This window comes from Mucilaginibacter sp. BGA-UO-ETr-C110 (assembly GCF_059567985.1).
This window is the reverse complement of record NZ_JCAQPB010000002.1, coordinates 3,906,291-3,922,139: the sequence shown is the minus strand read 5'-3', so window position 1 is coordinate 3,922,139 and position 15,849 is coordinate 3,906,291. Positions and strand designations below refer to the sequence as shown.

The following is a 15,849-nucleotide window of genomic DNA, read 5'->3' as shown; positions in this document are numbered from 1 at the left end:
TATTGCGGAATACAACATCGGGATCATTAGGAGGATGCCTTATACAAGGTTTTTGACATCTCCCGGATACCATCCTCATAACTGGTGGTTTTAAAATTAAAGGCTTTTTCAAATTTGCTGGAATTAAAAATGTAATCGTGATCATATTGATAATACATTTCTACCGTGCCCATTACAGTTTTGTTAAAAAGGCCATATGCCCAGAGCAGGAATTTATTAACCGCGAAAAATTTTGGTTTCACCTTGTAAATACGGGCGGCAAGTTCAATAAATTGTTGCCCGGTTATGGCGGGTGCGGTTGGCATATGCCATACCTGGTTATCACTTTCGGGATGTTGCCCCAGCAGGAACATCGCTTTGCCGGCATCGGGGATATAGGTGAAGCTGTGCAGGGTTTTGGCTTTGCCTATCCATTGTGCGCTCAGTTTTTTTGAAAAGCGCTCCAGCACCATCATATCAAAAAAGGCATTCATAGAATTGGTGGCGTAGAAATCGGCTCCACGGGCAATGCTGGCCCTGATGTTGCCTGCTTTAACCTCGGCCATTAAGGTGTTGGCAACGCCTGCACGTATCTCGCCTTTAACACTGCTGGGGTGGTAAGGGGTATCCTCGGTCATGGCGCCATTAACCAGGCCATAGCTGTAAACGTTATCAAAAAATATCAAGCGTGCATTTGTTGCTTTGGCTACATTGATCACATTTTGAATAATTACAGGCCATTGCTGTCTCCATATCTCTTTGTCGTAAACTAAACCTGCGCAAAGGTATATGACTGTTGAACCTAAGGATGCCTGCAATATTTCGTCGTAATTTAACAGATCGGCTTTTTGCCAGGTTACGTTAGTCGCTTCTATTTGTACGGGTTTGCGACTTACCAAACGTACAGTATCATTATTGTTGATCAGTTCCTGGGTGAGGGCGTTGGCTACCGGGCCACCGGCTCCTAATATAGTATGCATATGTTTTCTTGTTTTGTGTATAACAAAGGTAGCCGCCCTTTGTAAATCAAAACGTTAACTTAAGATAAGAATTTGGGAGATTTCGGAATTGGGATGTTATTTTGATTTCGGAATTGGGAATTTCGATTTCGGATTTAGAAAGTGGCTTTCGGCTTTAGACTTCTGGCTTTCAGCTTAATCAAGCGCTTATCTTCATGATCCTTCTGCGGATGCGGGACAGTGAAACGGGGGTTATGCCTAAAAAGTTGGCGATATAATGTTGTGGGATGCGTTGTAAAACTTCGCCGCCGGTTTCCAGTAATTTATGATAACGTTCTTCCGGGGTTTGGGTAACGAAGGATGCCACACGGTCTTCATAGCAGATCAGGTAATGTTCGGCTACTAAGCGACCAAAACGTTCCATTTTCTTCCCGATTTGCTCATGATCATAAATTTGCTGCATGGCATTATAACTCAGGGTCACAAATTGGGTATCCTCCAGCGTTTGTATATAGCTGATGGTAGGCTGACGGGTTAAAAAACTTTTGTATGAGCTAACGAATTCATTTTCAAAGCTGAAGTAGCCGGTAATTTCTTCGCCGTCTTTAATGTGAAAAAAACGTACCGATCCTTTTACAACCAAACCGATATGGTTGCACACTTTACCGGGCTCTGCAAAGTTTTTCTTTTTCTTAAGCGTGCTTACCTCCAGGTAGGGTATCAAGATCTGCCATTCCGTTTCATTTAAAGGAACGAACACACTGATATGCTCCCTGAATTGGTTAAGCGCGGTTAATGTATCCATACCCTGTCTAACAGAAATAATGCGGCAAATACCACGCTGGCAATGCCGTTGGTGGTCATGAAAGCAAAATTTACACGGCTCAGATCATTTGGTTTTACCAGCAGGTGCTGATAAATAAGCATGGCACAAAAGAATGCGATACCTGTATAATATAAGAAACCTACATGTGTAAAGAATACCGGCATAATAATAAAGGTTGCCGAAAGCACATGTAAAAAGGTGGACAATCTTAAAGCGTTTACTTTACCCAAGTATGCCGGGATGGAGTGCAGTTTGAGGCTGCGGTCAAAATCTTCATCCTGCAGGGCGTAAATAATATCAAAGCCACTCACCCAGCATAAAACCGAAAGCGAGAAGAATAAAGGTGTTAAGGCGAAGGCTCCGGTCACTACCAGGTAAGCGCCGATAGGAGCCAATGATAAACCCAAACCCAATACCAAATGGCAAAGCGCTGTAAAGCGTTTGGTAGCGCTATAACCCATCACTACAAATAAAGCCACTGGCGACAGATAAAAGCACAAGGGGTTGATAAACCAGGTAGCCGCGATAAATAGCGCGCAGTTAACCAGCGTAAAAGTTAAAGCCGCCGGGGCACTGATACGACCCGAAGGTATATCGCGCTGTTTGGTGCGCGGGTTTTGCGCGTCGATATCCCTGTCCAGATAGCGGTTAAAGGCCATGGCCGAGTTGCGGGCAAATACCATGCACAGTACCATCAGCACCAGTTTACGCCAGTCGAACTGATGTTGTGTAGTGGTAACCGCCAAAAAGAAGCCAATAAAGGCAAATGGCATAGCAAAAATGGTATGTGCAAATGTTACTAATGATAAGTACTTTTTCATGTTTTAAATATGCTCCCCTCTTGAGAGGGGTAAGGGGTGTGTTCTACAATATGTTTTTTACTTTATGCTCCCCTCTTGAGAGGGGTAAGGGGTGTGTTCTACAACATACCTTTCAATCGTTCTTAAAACGTTAACGATATCTTTTCGTACCTCATTCTCACTAAAACGAATCACCGTTAATTTGTATTTGGCAAGTTCGTGATCTCTTAATTCATCAGCTTTAACCTTTTCTTCATGATTATGATAATGACCATCAATTTCAATTACCAAATTTAGCTCACTACAATAAAAATCTACAATATAACTTAGTAGAGGCTTTTGACGATGGAAATCATATTCAAAGTATTGCTTGCTTTTTAGCTCTTTCCAAAGTAATATTTCACCTAATGTGCTTTCATTTCTCAGCTTGCGGGCTAAGTCTTTTAGTTTAGGGTTGTATGGAATAATGGTACGTGGCATAAAATAGCTTTTCTATTAAATACTTTTATGTTTCATAACACACCCCTTCCACCCCGCTATCCATCGCTCCCCCTCTCAAGAGGGGAATTAAAAAATGGCACTACAAAATCCTTATTAATAGTATCTATAAAAGCTAGTATCTCCTCGCGACCCAGATGGGTTTCTGATGAGGTAACAAAATAATGTGGTGCTTCTTCAAAAGTAGCTAACATAGCTTTTTTAAATTTAGCGATATTCTGATCTGTCTTGACACTTGATTGCTTATCAGCCTTAGTAAATATCAGTACAAATGATAAACCTTTTTCGCCAAGCCAGTTACAAAACTCCAGGTCGATCTTTTGCGGCTCCAGGCGACTGTCGATCAATACCATTACACATTGCAGGCTTTCGCGCTTATCCAGATAGGTGTGGATGAATTTGCTCCAGTTGGCTTTATTGGTTTTGGAGGCCCTTGCATAGCCATAGCCCGGCAAATCTACAATATACCAGCTCTCATTGATATAAAAATGGTTAATGAGCTGAGTTTTACCAGGTGTTTGCGATGTTTTGGCCAATCCCTTTTTTGCCGTAAGCATATTAATCAATGACGACTTACCCACGTTTGAGCGGCCGATAAAAGCATATTCGGGCTTTACCGGTGGTGGTAGTTTGGAGATCTGGGTATTGCTGCAAATAAATTCGGCCGATTTAACAATCATGCTGCAAAGGTAATTATTTTTAATTGCGCGTTGATGAGCTTTAAAGTTGCTTAGGTTTGTGTTAACATACCCCGATTAACTTGTTTTACAATACCTCAACAATTGTAATTGCAATAATAAGTAAATTTAATGTTTAAACATGTATTATAATGAGCGATTATAAAATTCCTGCCCAAACACGTATAGGTCATGTACATTTAAAGGTGAGCGATCTGCAGCGGTCGCTTGATTTTTATTGCGGCTTGCTGGGTTTTGAAAAGATGGCTGCTTATGGCGACCAGGCTGCTTTTATATCTGCCGGAGGGTACCACCATCACATCGGCCTGAATACCTGGCAAAGCAAAGGGGCGCCACCGGCACCTGAATATGCACCTGGTTTGTTTCATACCGCCATTTTGTACCCGGAGCGGAAAGACCTGGCAGTGGCATTGCAACGGCTGATCGATGCCAAATACCAGATCACCGGTGCATCAGACCATGGCGTATCCGAAGCTATTTATTTGGATGATCCCGATCAAAACGGTGTTGAATTGTATTGGGACAGACCCAAAGAACAATGGCCGATGGATGAGAACGGTAATTTGGGCATGTACACCCGCAGACTGGATATAGAAGGGTTACTGGGATTGCTCAACTAATTAAACTATCATGCAAAGGTGCAGTTGATGAGGGAACTGCACCTTTGTATAGTACGCAACTTATTTGGCATTTTTTTGATTATAATCCTGTATGGCGGTTACTAACCCTTCCCATTTCATGGGCATGTAAGTTGCTTTTTTTGCCATACTTAGCATTCTCGCAGCTAAACCCTTTTTTGCAGATATCGGTTCATTGCCGTATTCGCCCTTTTTGTATTTTTCCAGTACTTCCGGGGTGTCTTCAAAATATTTCTCCAGATTGGAGTCAAATATATTGTCGTATTTGCCCTGGTTGTCTTTCTGAACTAAAAACTTCCAGTGCTTAAGCTTGTCATCATGGTCGCGTTTAATTTGCTCCTTTATAGATTCTTCAGAACCTATAAAGGTATCTTGTGGATAAGGATAAAATCTGTAAGCGTTGATTCTTCCTGTAACCAATATTTCCAACATGTGATAGTTTGATCCAAGACTTTTCGATTGCAAATTTTGTAGATCAACATAATGGATCTTGGTGAATGTACGATCTCCAATTTTATAATATTTAAGTTCGTCAGCATTGTATTTTTTTTCCTTTACTCCTTTTTCTGATTTTGCGACAACGGCTGCGGAATCTTTAAGATAAATACAATGTTGGTTTGACCAAGGGTCTTCAGGATCCATAGAAATGAGTCCGCTTATGCGTGTTCCGTCATTTAATATCGCGAAACCGGGTTGGTAGGTGGCTTGTGCTTTTGCGCTGAATACAGCTAACAAACATAAGCAGATCAGAATTAAGGGGGACTTTTTCATGATAAGGCTAAGTTTTGTTTAGGGCCACAAGGTACAGATATACATTGATATGGCCTTCTAAAAAATAAAAGAGCGGGCATTGCCCGCTCTTTTATTTTTTAGGTGAGTATATTATAGCTCCCTTATCTTAATATCTTTATTTTTTTTCCCCGAACCACCGTTACGTGGTGACTATTGTTTTTTTTGTTACTTCAAATATTTATCCAGTTCCGTATAAAGCTTATCCGCATCGCTTGGTCTTTCAGCATCCGCTACAGCAACATTGCCGGTTTTATCCACAATCAAATAATGAGGCATCTGTACATTTGCGCTATTGTTATTTAATGCATCACGATACAGTTTATTATATTCATCATATTCCAAAAACAAATGGTAGCCGTCAATTTTATGCTGGGCAATTTGTTTCTTCCATAAATACCGGGTGCCATTGGCCACGTACAAATAGGCTATCCCATCGTTGTTTTTATAATGTTCTTTTATCGGGTGGGTGAAATTATCAAACTCAATAAGGCATGGGCCACAGGTAGTTCCCCAAAAATCAACATAAACCACCTTGCCTTTAAAGTTTTTATTAATGATGCTTTTAAAAGATGTTTCGCCTGCATCAACCGTAATAAATTTTGCGCCCGGTTGGGTATTTATAGCCATAGCTAAAGCTATTTTAGCTAGCATAAAAACAACCGCTAAGCCTATAATTGGTAAAGAGGGTTTTAAAAATGATGCTTTTTCGGTTTTGGCGTACTGTCTTAACAGGTAGATCCCAACTAATAAAAGAATAAGGCTAACACCTCCCTTTAAAGCAGAAAGCTGTATTATGCTTTTATTTTTTTCAAATATGGTATCTAACATTCCGGCCTTTTGTTCCCTGCTAACGTTCGCAAAATTTTGTACAACCTCAATAATAGGTTCTCTTACCTCTTTTTGCCAGGCCACATAGTGTTCGCTCATATCCAGAATCAACATCGGGATAACGGCTAATAATATGGCACCCACCCAAAAATATCTTGATTTGATCATAGCCTGTTACAACTCCCTTATCTTAATATCCTTAAAATAGGCTTTGTGACCATGGTCCTGCAAGGCTATCAGGCCGGTTTTGGCATTGCCATAGTCTGGATGATCTTTCCATTTGCCTTCGGCTTTTTTCTTTTGCCAGTCGGCATCCCAGGCGGTAAATTCTAAAATTTTAGCGCCATTGAGCCAATGTTCTACATGCCCTTTGTTGAAAACAATTTTGCTGGTGTTCCATTCGCCAACGGGCATGATCTTCTTTTTATCGTTGGGCAGATGCATGGCATAATCGCAACCTGTTTTTTGCCAGTCTTCCAGTTTATCGGGCCAGCCATTATCGTCAATGATCTGGTATTCGGGGCCGGTAACGTAGGTCGCATCAAATTTAGGGTCTTCAACCACATGGTATAATACGCCGCTGTTGCTGCCTTTGTCAATTTTCCATTGCCAGGAGAGTTCGAAATTGGCGTAACTTTTATCGGTAACAATATCACCACCGGTATCGCCCTGGGCAGCGCCCAGGCATACCAGTGCGCCATCAACAATGGTCCAGTTTTTTACGGGGCCTTTTTTGTTAAAGCCATGCCAGCCTTTCAGGCTTTTGCCGTCAAACAAACTTACCCAGCCACCTTTGGGTGTAAGCTTTTTTACAGGTGCAGGGCCATTTACCGGGATACCCGAAGTTTGCACACAAACCAGGCCTGCCGCGGCCAATATCAAACCAAATTTTTTTATTTGTTGTTTCATGTTTATTCAGTGTAATGTTCATAGTTGATGGTTCATGGATCATAGTTGATAGATCATAGTTAATTGAGCTTTTACCATGAACCAGGAACTAACACGATCTATGAACCATTAACTATTTACTTTTTAATCAATTGCATTTTTTCAGGATCCCAGAACATAGGGCTGTTGTTGTAATAACTATCGTTGCACAACAGGGCAGGAGCCGCCGCGCGATAGCCAAAAATGGCGTCCTCAGTTACTTTACCGTTATTACGGATCGCATTAAAAAAGTTATTCATGTGATCATATGGGCCACCTTTATATCCCTTTTCGGCATCATAAACAATCTCTTCGGGTGGTACCATCTTTTTACGCTCAGCATAACCACTGCCTGCTTTTTTTAGTTTATCCAGGTAAAATGGATCGTCGGAACCAAAGGTCTTGTTCCGTTTCAGCGTTACTTTATCCCAGGTGATATCCATGGAGCCTTCGCTGCCTACCAGTTTCAGGTAAGTAGTACCGCTGGTACCATCTACAAAGTTGCAACGTAAGGATAGGTTAAAGGCAGGGTGAGCCGCCGATTTACCATAGTCAAATGTACCTAATAACACGTCAGGTACTTCGCGGCCGTCATTCCAGAAACGGAGCCCGCCCGCTGCATAGATCTTATTGGGGCCAACAGAATCGGTGATAAAGTGCAGACTGGAGAACAGGTGTACAAAAAGGTCACCAGCCATGCCGGTGCCATAATCGGTATAATTGCGCCAGCGAAAAAAGCGTTTGGAATCATAATCGCGCTTTTTGGTATTGCTGATGTAAGTTTCCCAATCAACTGTTTGTGCAGATGCATCATCAGGAATGGGGTATTGCCAAACTTCCAGCGGCTCACGGCGAGCCCAGAAACCTTCGGCATAGTTTAACTCCCCAATAGCGCCACTTTTTAATAGTTCGTGTGCTTTCTCGTTACCTAATGATGATACACCCTGGCTGCCCACCTGGAAAATTTTACCGGTTTCTTTTTGAGCCTTAATTACAGCAGGGCCTTCGCTAATACCATGTACCATAGGTTTTTCGCAATACACGTGTTTACCCGCGTGCATGGCATCAACAGATATTTGCTGGTGCCAGTGATCGGGTGTGCCAATAATTACCGCGTCGATATCTTTGCGGTTCAGTATCTCTTTATAAACTTTTGTGGTAAAAATATCGGCGCCCCAACGGGTTTTGGCATCTTTAAGGCGACCATCATAGAGGTCGCAAACGGCCACCAGCTTTATGCCCGGAATTTGCAGGGCCACAATGGCATCCTGCGTACCCATCCCACCAGCTCCTATCAACGCGATGTTGATCTGGTCGTTTAGGCTGTACCCTAAGGGTCTTTTCAGTATGGAAAAAGGTTTTAGCGGATGGTCAGCAGCAAACACGCTGGTACCCGCGGCAACGGCAGCTGTGGTGGTGGCTAATTTTTTAATAAAGCTACGGCGCGACGATTCTTGTTTTTCTTTCATAGATCAGGAAATGAATTTTATAACAATAATTAATTTAAAGAGCACTAACGAACGCTGGTTATACTTTTAAGGAGAATAAACCTGTTCACTTATTTTGGTAATAATTGGTTTTTAAAATTAATGAATTGACTTGATAGTTCATAGTTTGTGGTTCATGGATCATAGTTAATAGTTCATAGACCGTAGTTGATGGTTCATTGATCATAGAAAAGAAGAAGAAAAATGTAATCATCAACCAATTAGCAGCTACCATGAACTATGATCTATGAACCATTAACTAATAAGCATACAATCACTATCTTTGCCATCAAATACAAATGAGCAAAACTATAACACCCTACCACGATCAGCAGGCCACCAAAAAAGAGCAGGTGGCCGATATGTTCAATAATATATCCAAAACTTATGATTTCCTTAATCACTTCATGTCATTGGGGATCGATATCATCTGGCGCAAAAAGGCTATCAACGAATTAAAAAAAGATAAACCCAAACTGATACTGGATGTGGCCACCGGTACCGGCGATTTCGCGTTTGAGGCTTTAAAAGCGCTTAACCCCGAAAAAATAATTGGTGTTGATATTTCGCGCGGAATGCTTGATATTGCCGAACAGAAGATACAAAAACGTAACCTTAGCGACAAATTTGAAGTAAAACTGGGTGATTCGGAAAAGTTGCCTTTTGAGGCTGATGAGTTTGATGCGGTTACCGTAGCTTATGGCGTGCGTAATTTTGAAAACCTGGAAAAAGGCCTGGCCGATATACAAAGAGTATTAAGACCAGGGGGAAAAGCGGTGGTACTGGAATTTTCAAAACCGCGTGTGTTCCCGGTAAAACAGTTGTATAATTTTTATTTCAATTATATTACACCTGGTATTGGTAAACTGTTTAGTAAGGATGCAAGAGCTTATTCCTATTTGCCGGAGTCGGTAGCGGCTTTCCCGGATGGAAAAAGTTTTGTTAGCCTGATGGAAAAAGTTGGGTTTAAAAATACCAAACACCGGCCATTGTTGTTTGGCATATGTTCTATATATACAGGCATTAAATAAAATGAATTTAAAAGGGTACCTGGTTATATTTATACTGATGTGTTGCAGCAAATTAATGTTTGCACAAGACAGGGTACCGGCATGGGGCGGCGGGGCCGATCTGCAGGATTTTAGCTTTGGTTTTAGTTTTACTTATGTAAGCAGCGATTTCAAGATCGTTAAAAAGCCAGACTGGCGCACTCCGTTTACCAATCCTGATAATGGCCAGTTTTTAACCAGTCCTTTAAATAGTATCAGTTCTAAAAGCACACCCGGCTTCGCGGTTGGCTTTGTTACCCGTTATAGCTTAACCGACCACCTGGAAGTGCGTTTTACGCCATCATTGGTTTTTGCGGATAGGGCTTTGACTTATACCTATCAAGACCCTGCTCAAAACCCGGATGTAACTAAGAGGGTTCAAACAACCACGGTTGATGCCCCTTTGTCGTTTAAACTAAAATCAGACAGGTTAGGTAATTTCAGAGCCTATATGCTGGGAGGGGTTAAGTATTCCCATTCTATCGCGGCAAAAAAGAATGATGCTAACTTTGACCTGATGGATAAGCTGGTTAAAAATGTGAGTGGTTACGGATCATATGAAGCCGGTTTAGGCTGCGATATCTACTTTGAATTTTTTAAACTTTCGCCCGAGATCAAGATCTCCAACTCCTTTGGCAATGTGTTGCTTCCTGAAAATCAACCATTCTCGGCTCCTATCAGTAAATTGTCGCTGCATACTATTATGTTCAGCTTGTTTTTTGAATGACCCCCTCTAAATCTCCCCCAAAGGAGGAGACTTTCCCTGGTTGTTCAAGCCCTCTCCTTTGGAGAGAGTTGGGTGAGGCACTTTCATTACCCCTGCCCGACAATAGTTTAAAGTAAAAAACATAATTTCGCCGCAATAGTTATCTACGTACCATGACTAAAATTGCATTGATTACAGGAGCTACCGCCGGTATTGGCGAGGCTTGCGCACATGTATTTGCCCGCGAAGGCTATAATTTGATATTGACCGGTCGCCGGCTTGACCGCCTGGAAAAGGTAGCTCACCATTTAAATGATAAATATAATGTGGAGGTTGCGGTATCATCATTTGATGTACGCAACCGGGAACAGGTAGTCGAAAACCTGGAAGGCTTACCTGCCGAATGGAAAAAGGTTAATGTATTGATCAATAACGCCGGACTAAGCCAGGGACTTGATCCTATACAAAATGGCAGCTATGATGATTGGGATTCCATGATTGATACCAATGTAAAAGGCCTGCTTTATGTAAGTCGCGTAGTATCCAACTGGATGATCGGTAACGGATATGGCCATATCATAAACCTGGGCTCTATAGCGGGCAAAGAGGTATATGCCAATGGTAATGTATATTGTGCTACCAAACACGCAGTTGATGCCTTAAATAAAGGGATGCGTATTGATCTGTTATCGCATGGTATAAAGGTTACAGCTGTACATCCCGGAGCTGTGGAGACGGAATTTTCAGAGGTCCGTTTTAAAGGAGATAAAGAGAGGGCCAAAAAGGTATATGAAGGTTTTGAGCCGCTTGCCGCTGATGATATTGCCGAAACCATCTGGTTTGTTGCATCGCGCCCGGCGCATGTGAACATTAACGATCTGGTGATTATGCCAACCGCACAAGCTACAGCAGGTAATATATTCAGAAAATAAGAGGTTAAATGTGCAGATGTGCAAATTTCAGATGTGCAGATGATGAAATAATAATACTATTTTCACAAATCACTAATTCAAAACGCAATAATTCACTAATTATAAAATGTCATTAATAAATCAAATAGACCAGGACATTAAGCTGGCTATGCTGGCCAAACAGGCCGATCGTTTAAGAGGGCTCCGTGCTATAAAATCAGCTTTGTTATTGGCTAAAACTGAAAAAGGGGCGGCTGAGGAGCTTACTGCCGAGGCAGAGATCAAGGTACTTCAAAGGTTGATCAAACAGCGTAAAGAATCGGCGGATATCTATAAAACACAAAACCGCGAAGATCTTTATGAGATTGAAATAGAAGAAATGAAGGTGATAGAGCCGTATTTACCTCAACAAATGACCCGTTTTGAAATTGAAGGTTATCTGCAGGAACTGATCAGCAGGTTGGGCGCAACATCAACCAGTGATATGGGAAAAGTGATGGGAGCCGCCAATAAAGAGCTTGCCGGTAAGGCCGATGGTAAAACCATATCTGAAGTAGTAAGACAATTGCTGGGTTAGTCTTGGGTTTTGAGTCAATAACATGCTTTTAGGCTCTGAATTTCAAACTCAGAACCCGAGACTCAAAACTTCCGACTCAAGACTTAGAAATTTATTACTATAATTGTTGTAACTCATCCGTAATAAACTAATTTTATGGCGGAATAATAGAATTTGTACCGAATTTGATTTCGGTATAGAAAGTTTTAAAAAATTAATATTAGAATTTTATATGGATTTCGTGCTTAAAGAGGAACACGGGTTTAGTTATATAGATGAGGGCGAAGGTGAGGTGTTGTTGTTATTACATGGTTTAATGGGGGCGCTGAGCAATTGGGAAGAAGTTGTTGAAGAGTTCAAGTCAGAATATCGTGTTATTATACCTATACTTCCAATTTACGATATGCCTCTTTTAACCACAGGTGTAAAGAGTCTTTCAAAATTTGTACATAAATTTATAAAGTTTAAACAGTTAAGTAATATAACGGTACTTGGTAATTCATTGGGCGGGCACGTAGCTTTGATTTATGTTTTAGCTCACCCCGAAAATATTAAAGCCATGGTATTAACCGGTAGTTCCGGTTTATACGAAAATGCGTTTGGGGGCTCGTTCCCACGGCGCGAGAGCATTGATTTTGTAAGGGAAAAAGTGCAATATACTTTTTATGACCCTGTTGTGGCAACCGATGAGCTGGTTAATGACGTATATAAGTTAATTAACGACAGGCACAGTGTGGTAAGGCTGCTGGCTATGGCAAAATCGGCTATCCGGCACAACATGAAGAAAGATCTGCATAAAATGGATCTTCCGGTATGTTTGATATGGGGTAAGGATGATAAAATAACGCCGCCCGAGGTGGCTTTAGAGTTTAATGAATTTTTGCCTAATGCCGAATTACATTGGATAGATAAATGCGGACATGCGCCGATGATGGAGCGCCCGCAGGAATTTAACAGGTTGTTAACTGGATTTTTGGAAAAACTAAAAATTTAATATCATGGTAGCAATTGAACTGATGGCAGGTGCTATTCCGCCGGTACACACTTCTGATACGATACAGAAAGTACTTGATCGCATGGTGGAGTTCCGCCTCAGACATTTGCCTATTGTGAACGAAGAACAGTTTTTGGGCCTGGTAGCCGAGGATGACCTGGTAGGCGAGAGCGATTACCAGACTGCTATTGGGGCGCTGGCTTTATCGCAGGTAAACCCATATGTGCTCGAAGATCAGCATATATATGATGTGATACGCATGTTTTATGAGCGACAGCTTACTGCTATCCCGGTGCTTGATGCTAAACGAAACTATCTTGGTTTGATATCCGTCAATGCTATCACAGAATATTTTGCAAAGATCACCGCGGTAGCTGAGCCGGGTGGTATCATCGTATTGGAGATTGGTAATAAAAATAACTCGCTAGCTCACATGGCACAAATTGTAGAGTCGGACAATGCCCAGATACTAAGTTCATACGTACAAACTTTTCCGGATTCCACCAAAATGGAAGTGACCCTTAAAGTAAACAAGCAGGATATTTCGGCTATAATAGCTACCTTTTTGCGTTATGAGTATGATGTAAAAGCTACTTTTAACAATACCGATAATAACGATAACGCAAAAGACCGGTACGACTCACTAATGAATTACCTTAATCTATAAAATGGAGTTAGTCCATGGACGATGGTCCATGGTCCATCGTCAAATAATAATCATAAATGAAGATAGCAGTTTACGGCAGACCCTTTAATGATCCGTCTGTAATACCTTATATCCAGCAGGTATTTGATAACCTGGCACTCCACAATGTCGAGATATATGTTCATCACCAGCTCAATGAATATCTGCAGGATAAAATAAGCAGCGTAAAGTATAGCGTACTTGAAAATACCGATTCTATAAAAGGGTTTATAGATCTTTTTTTAACCCTTGGGGGTGATGGCACCCTACTTGACATGGTAACCGTGATCCGCGATTCTGGTATCCCTGTGATCGGTATCAATTTTGGTCGCCTTGGGTTTTTGGCCAGCATCAATAAAAATGACATCACAGCAGCTATACATGCAGTAGTAAATAAAGAATTTTCGCTTGACTGCCGTGAGTTGCTAACCATTGATTCAACCATGAAAATTTTTGGTGAGGATAATTTCGCCCTGAACGATGTAACCATCCATAAGCGCGACGATGCAGCCATGATCATCACCCATGTGTTTTTGAACGATGAGTTTTTAAACTCTTATTGGGGCGATGGTATTATTATATCTACCTCAACCGGATCAACTGCTTATTCATTAAGTTGCGGCGGGCCAATTATATTCCCACAGTCAAACAGTATTGTGCTAACACCGGTATCACCCCATAACCTTAATGTAAGGCCAATTATTATACCTGACAGCAGTAAACTATGTTTTGAAGTAGAGAGCCGCAGTGCCAACTATCTGGTATCATGCGATTCGCGCGTGGCCGCATTAGATCAAACTGTTAAATTTCACGTTCAAAAGGCTGATTTTCAGCTGAATTTGGTACGTTTAAATAATGAAAGTTACTTAACCACGTTAAGAAACAAATTATTATGGGGCTTAGATGCCCGTAATTACTAAATTTGCTTAATGCCCAAATTTTTAACACTTCTATTTTTTTTATTTATATCCTATCAATTGCAGGCTCAAACCTGGGAGGTTGGCGGTGCACTTGGCGGCGCAGGATATATCGGCGATCTTAACCCCAACAATCCGGTTAAAATAAGTGGCATCTCCGGTGGCTTATTTGTTGCGCGTAATTTCGATGGTTATTTTTCGGCAAAATTGAATTTTACTTACGGTAAGATCAGCGCCGATGATAGTAAATCAAACAGTCAGCAGTTCAGGGATCGTAATTTGAGTTTTAATGATCCTTTAAAAGAGTTGAGTCTTATCGGTGAGTTTAACTTTATGAACTACATCCCCGATGCAGGTCCGCATAAGTACACACCTTATATATACACGGGTGTTGGTATAACCTCTTATGCCCCACGTGCTAATTATAACGGACAATCATACGGGTTAAGACAATTAAGAACCGAAAATGAACCCACATACGGTAAAAACACTATTGTAATTCCATATGGTGTAGGTATAAAATATAATTTTAATACTAAATGGACAGTTGCCGGCGATTTGGGTTACCGCTACACTTTTACCGATTACCTGGATGATGTAAGCGGTAAATATGCCAATCCTGGTCAATTGCCAAATGACTACTCCAGGGCCCTTGCCGATCGTTCGGGTGAAGTAGGCAAACCTCAAAACGCGATAGGCTCCCAGCGTGGCGACTTTAAACCCCGTGATACTTATTTCTTTTTAGGCTTTACCATCTCCTATACCTTCGTTACCCAGCGGTGCTACTATTAGCTTGTATGGTTTATTGTGTATAAAACAAAATTATATTTTGTTTTATACACAATATCGAAATTAAATTTTACGTTTGATGTATAAACGCCAATAATTGTGGGTGTTTATTATTAACCTTAAACTTTAAGATCATGGCTGAGTTAAATCCTTCAACCCCAAAAACAGGCAGGACACACAAACGCAAAAGAATGAACCTTCGCGTTGACCTTACCGCTATGGTTGATCTGGCATTCCTGCTGATCACCTTTTTTATTATGACAACTACCCTGGCAAAACCCAAAGCGATGGATCTGACTATGCCTGATAAAACTGGAGAAACTGATGTTCCGATTCCGTCAAGCCGTAGCCTTACTGTGTGCCTGGGTAAAAATAACCAGCTCATGTATTACCTGGGCGAGTTGAAAAATCCATTCATTGCACCAGCTGTTACAGGATTTAATAAAGAAGGTATCCGTAAAGTATTGCTTGAAACCGGTAAATCGGTACTCGATAAAACCGGTAAAAGCATGATTGTACTGGTAAAACCATCCGATCATTCGGTGTACAATAACCTGGTTAACGTTTTAGACGAACTCACCATAACCAATGTGTCTACTTACGCTATTGTAGATATTGACCCACACGATACCGATATGCTCAAACAAAAAGGAATTTATTAACAATATCCGTTTTACAACTTAAAATAAGCAGATTTAAAGGCTGGGCACCATGATCATTCGATGATTTTTGATGCCTGGCCTTTAAATTTTGATTTTAAATAAGTGTAATAAATCATTACTTAACCTGTTATTTGTGTGCTTTTTGCAT

Annotated in this window: 19 protein-coding genes; 10 read left to right on the top strand and 9 right to left on the bottom strand. The window is 41.1% G+C overall.

Annotated elements, in window-relative coordinates; all coding sequences use genetic code 11:
* Nucleotides 1-26: 26 nt before the first annotated feature.
* The 5 genes from AC57BQ_RS16895 to yihA all read right to left on the bottom strand — a co-directional run bounded on the left by AC57BQ_RS16895 (nucleotide 27) and on the right by yihA (nucleotide 3,742).
* Nucleotides 27-959, bottom strand: coding sequence for an NAD-dependent epimerase/dehydratase family protein (locus tag AC57BQ_RS16895; protein WP_496407404.1), 933 nt, complete (start codon nucleotides 957-959; stop codon nucleotides 27-29).
* A gap of 178 nt (nucleotides 960-1,137) precedes the next feature.
* Nucleotides 1,138-1,743: a Crp/Fnr family transcriptional regulator gene (locus AC57BQ_RS16890; RefSeq protein WP_496407403.1), complete on the bottom strand. Its 606-nt coding sequence runs from the start codon at nucleotides 1,741-1,743 to the stop codon at nucleotides 1,138-1,140.
* The gene (locus AC57BQ_RS16885) at nucleotides 1,731-2,585 is read right to left on the bottom strand and encodes a UbiA-like polyprenyltransferase (RefSeq protein WP_496407402.1); all 855 of its coding nucleotides are present in this window, start codon (nucleotides 2,583-2,585) and stop codon (nucleotides 1,731-1,733) included. The genes AC57BQ_RS16890 and AC57BQ_RS16885 overlap by 13 nt, the downstream gene beginning before the upstream one ends.
* Before the next feature lie 57 nt (nucleotides 2,586-2,642).
* Complete coding sequence (locus AC57BQ_RS16880; RefSeq protein WP_496407401.1) at nucleotides 2,643-3,044, bottom strand: endonuclease domain-containing protein; 402 nt, start codon at nucleotides 3,042-3,044, stop codon at nucleotides 2,643-2,645.
* Nucleotides 3,045-3,100: 56 nt separating this feature from the next.
* On the bottom strand, nucleotides 3,101-3,742 hold the full coding sequence (gene yihA, locus AC57BQ_RS16875) for a ribosome biogenesis GTP-binding protein YihA/YsxC (RefSeq protein WP_496407400.1): 642 nt from the start codon (nucleotides 3,740-3,742) through the stop codon (nucleotides 3,101-3,103).
* A 149-nt stretch (nucleotides 3,743-3,891) separates the two neighbouring features.
* On the opposite strand from yihA, the gene AC57BQ_RS16870 reads away from it, so the two are divergent.
* Nucleotides 3,892-4,380 carry a VOC family protein gene (locus AC57BQ_RS16870; protein WP_496407399.1) on the top strand — a complete coding sequence of 163 codons (489 nt, stop codon included), beginning with the start codon at nucleotides 3,892-3,894 and terminating at the stop codon, nucleotides 4,378-4,380.
* A 60-nt stretch (nucleotides 4,381-4,440) separates the two neighbouring features.
* Here the strand turns inward: AC57BQ_RS16870 and AC57BQ_RS16865 are convergent, their stop codons facing one another.
* The 4 genes from AC57BQ_RS16865 to AC57BQ_RS16850 all read right to left on the bottom strand — a co-directional run bounded on the left by AC57BQ_RS16865 (nucleotide 4,441) and on the right by AC57BQ_RS16850 (nucleotide 8,414).
* Nucleotides 4,441-5,169 (bottom strand): hypothetical protein, encoded by a 729-nt coding sequence (locus AC57BQ_RS16865; protein WP_496407398.1) that lies wholly within the window; start codon nucleotides 5,167-5,169, stop codon nucleotides 4,441-4,443.
* A 186-nt stretch (nucleotides 5,170-5,355) separates the two neighbouring features.
* Nucleotides 5,356-6,186: a TlpA family protein disulfide reductase gene (locus AC57BQ_RS16860; protein WP_496407397.1), complete on the bottom strand. Its 831-nt coding sequence runs from the start codon at nucleotides 6,184-6,186 to the stop codon at nucleotides 5,356-5,358.
* A 6-nt stretch (nucleotides 6,187-6,192) separates the two neighbouring features.
* Nucleotides 6,193-6,927 (bottom strand): 3-keto-disaccharide hydrolase, encoded by a 735-nt coding sequence (locus AC57BQ_RS16855; protein WP_496407396.1) that lies wholly within the window; start codon nucleotides 6,925-6,927, stop codon nucleotides 6,193-6,195.
* 116 nt (nucleotides 6,928-7,043) lie between these two features.
* The gene (locus tag AC57BQ_RS16850) at nucleotides 7,044-8,414 is read right to left on the bottom strand and encodes a Gfo/Idh/MocA family protein (protein WP_496407395.1); all 1,371 of its coding nucleotides are present in this window, start codon (nucleotides 8,412-8,414) and stop codon (nucleotides 7,044-7,046) included.
* A gap of 317 nt (nucleotides 8,415-8,731) precedes the next feature.
* Between AC57BQ_RS16850 and ubiE the strand changes: the two genes are divergently transcribed.
* The 9 genes from ubiE (at nucleotide 8,732) to AC57BQ_RS16805 (ending at nucleotide 15,701) form a co-directional block, all read left to right on the top strand.
* Entirely contained in the window at nucleotides 8,732-9,463 is a 732-nt protein-coding gene (ubiE, locus tag AC57BQ_RS16845; RefSeq protein ID WP_090467475.1) for a bifunctional demethylmenaquinone methyltransferase/2-methoxy-6-polyprenyl-1,4-benzoquinol methylase UbiE, read from the top strand.
* A 1-nt stretch (nucleotide 9,464) separates the two neighbouring features.
* Complete coding sequence (porT, locus tag AC57BQ_RS16840; protein ID WP_496407394.1) at nucleotides 9,465-10,208, top strand: type IX secretion/gliding motility protein PorT/SprT; 744 nt, start codon at nucleotides 9,465-9,467, stop codon at nucleotides 10,206-10,208.
* A gap of 152 nt (nucleotides 10,209-10,360) precedes the next feature.
* A complete protein-coding gene (locus tag AC57BQ_RS16835) occupies nucleotides 10,361-11,119 on the top strand; it encodes an SDR family oxidoreductase (protein ID WP_496407393.1) in 759 nt (252 codons plus the stop codon).
* Between the two features lie 106 nt (nucleotides 11,120-11,225).
* Nucleotides 11,226-11,675 (top strand): GatB/YqeY domain-containing protein, encoded by a 450-nt coding sequence (locus AC57BQ_RS16830; RefSeq protein WP_076374204.1) that lies wholly within the window; start codon nucleotides 11,226-11,228, stop codon nucleotides 11,673-11,675.
* Between the two features lie 211 nt (nucleotides 11,676-11,886).
* Nucleotides 11,887-12,648 carry an alpha/beta fold hydrolase gene (locus AC57BQ_RS16825; RefSeq protein ID WP_496407392.1) on the top strand — a complete coding sequence of 254 codons (762 nt, stop codon included), beginning with the start codon at nucleotides 11,887-11,889 and terminating at the stop codon, nucleotides 12,646-12,648.
* A 4-nt stretch (nucleotides 12,649-12,652) separates the two neighbouring features.
* Complete coding sequence (locus AC57BQ_RS16820) at nucleotides 12,653-13,315, top strand: CBS domain-containing protein (RefSeq protein WP_496407391.1); 663 nt, start codon at nucleotides 12,653-12,655, stop codon at nucleotides 13,313-13,315.
* 56 nt (nucleotides 13,316-13,371) lie between these two features.
* Nucleotides 13,372-14,253: an NAD kinase gene (locus AC57BQ_RS16815; protein WP_090467465.1), complete on the top strand. Its 882-nt coding sequence runs from the start codon at nucleotides 13,372-13,374 to the stop codon at nucleotides 14,251-14,253.
* A 9-nt stretch (nucleotides 14,254-14,262) separates the two neighbouring features.
* Nucleotides 14,263-15,042, top strand: coding sequence for a type IX secretion system protein PorG (gene porG / locus AC57BQ_RS16810; RefSeq protein WP_496407390.1), 780 nt, complete (start codon nucleotides 14,263-14,265; stop codon nucleotides 15,040-15,042).
* Nucleotides 15,043-15,173: 131 nt separating this feature from the next.
* A complete protein-coding gene (locus AC57BQ_RS16805; RefSeq protein WP_496407389.1) occupies nucleotides 15,174-15,701 on the top strand; it encodes an ExbD/TolR family protein in 528 nt (175 codons plus the stop codon).
* Nucleotides 15,702-15,849: the final 148 nt, after the last annotated feature.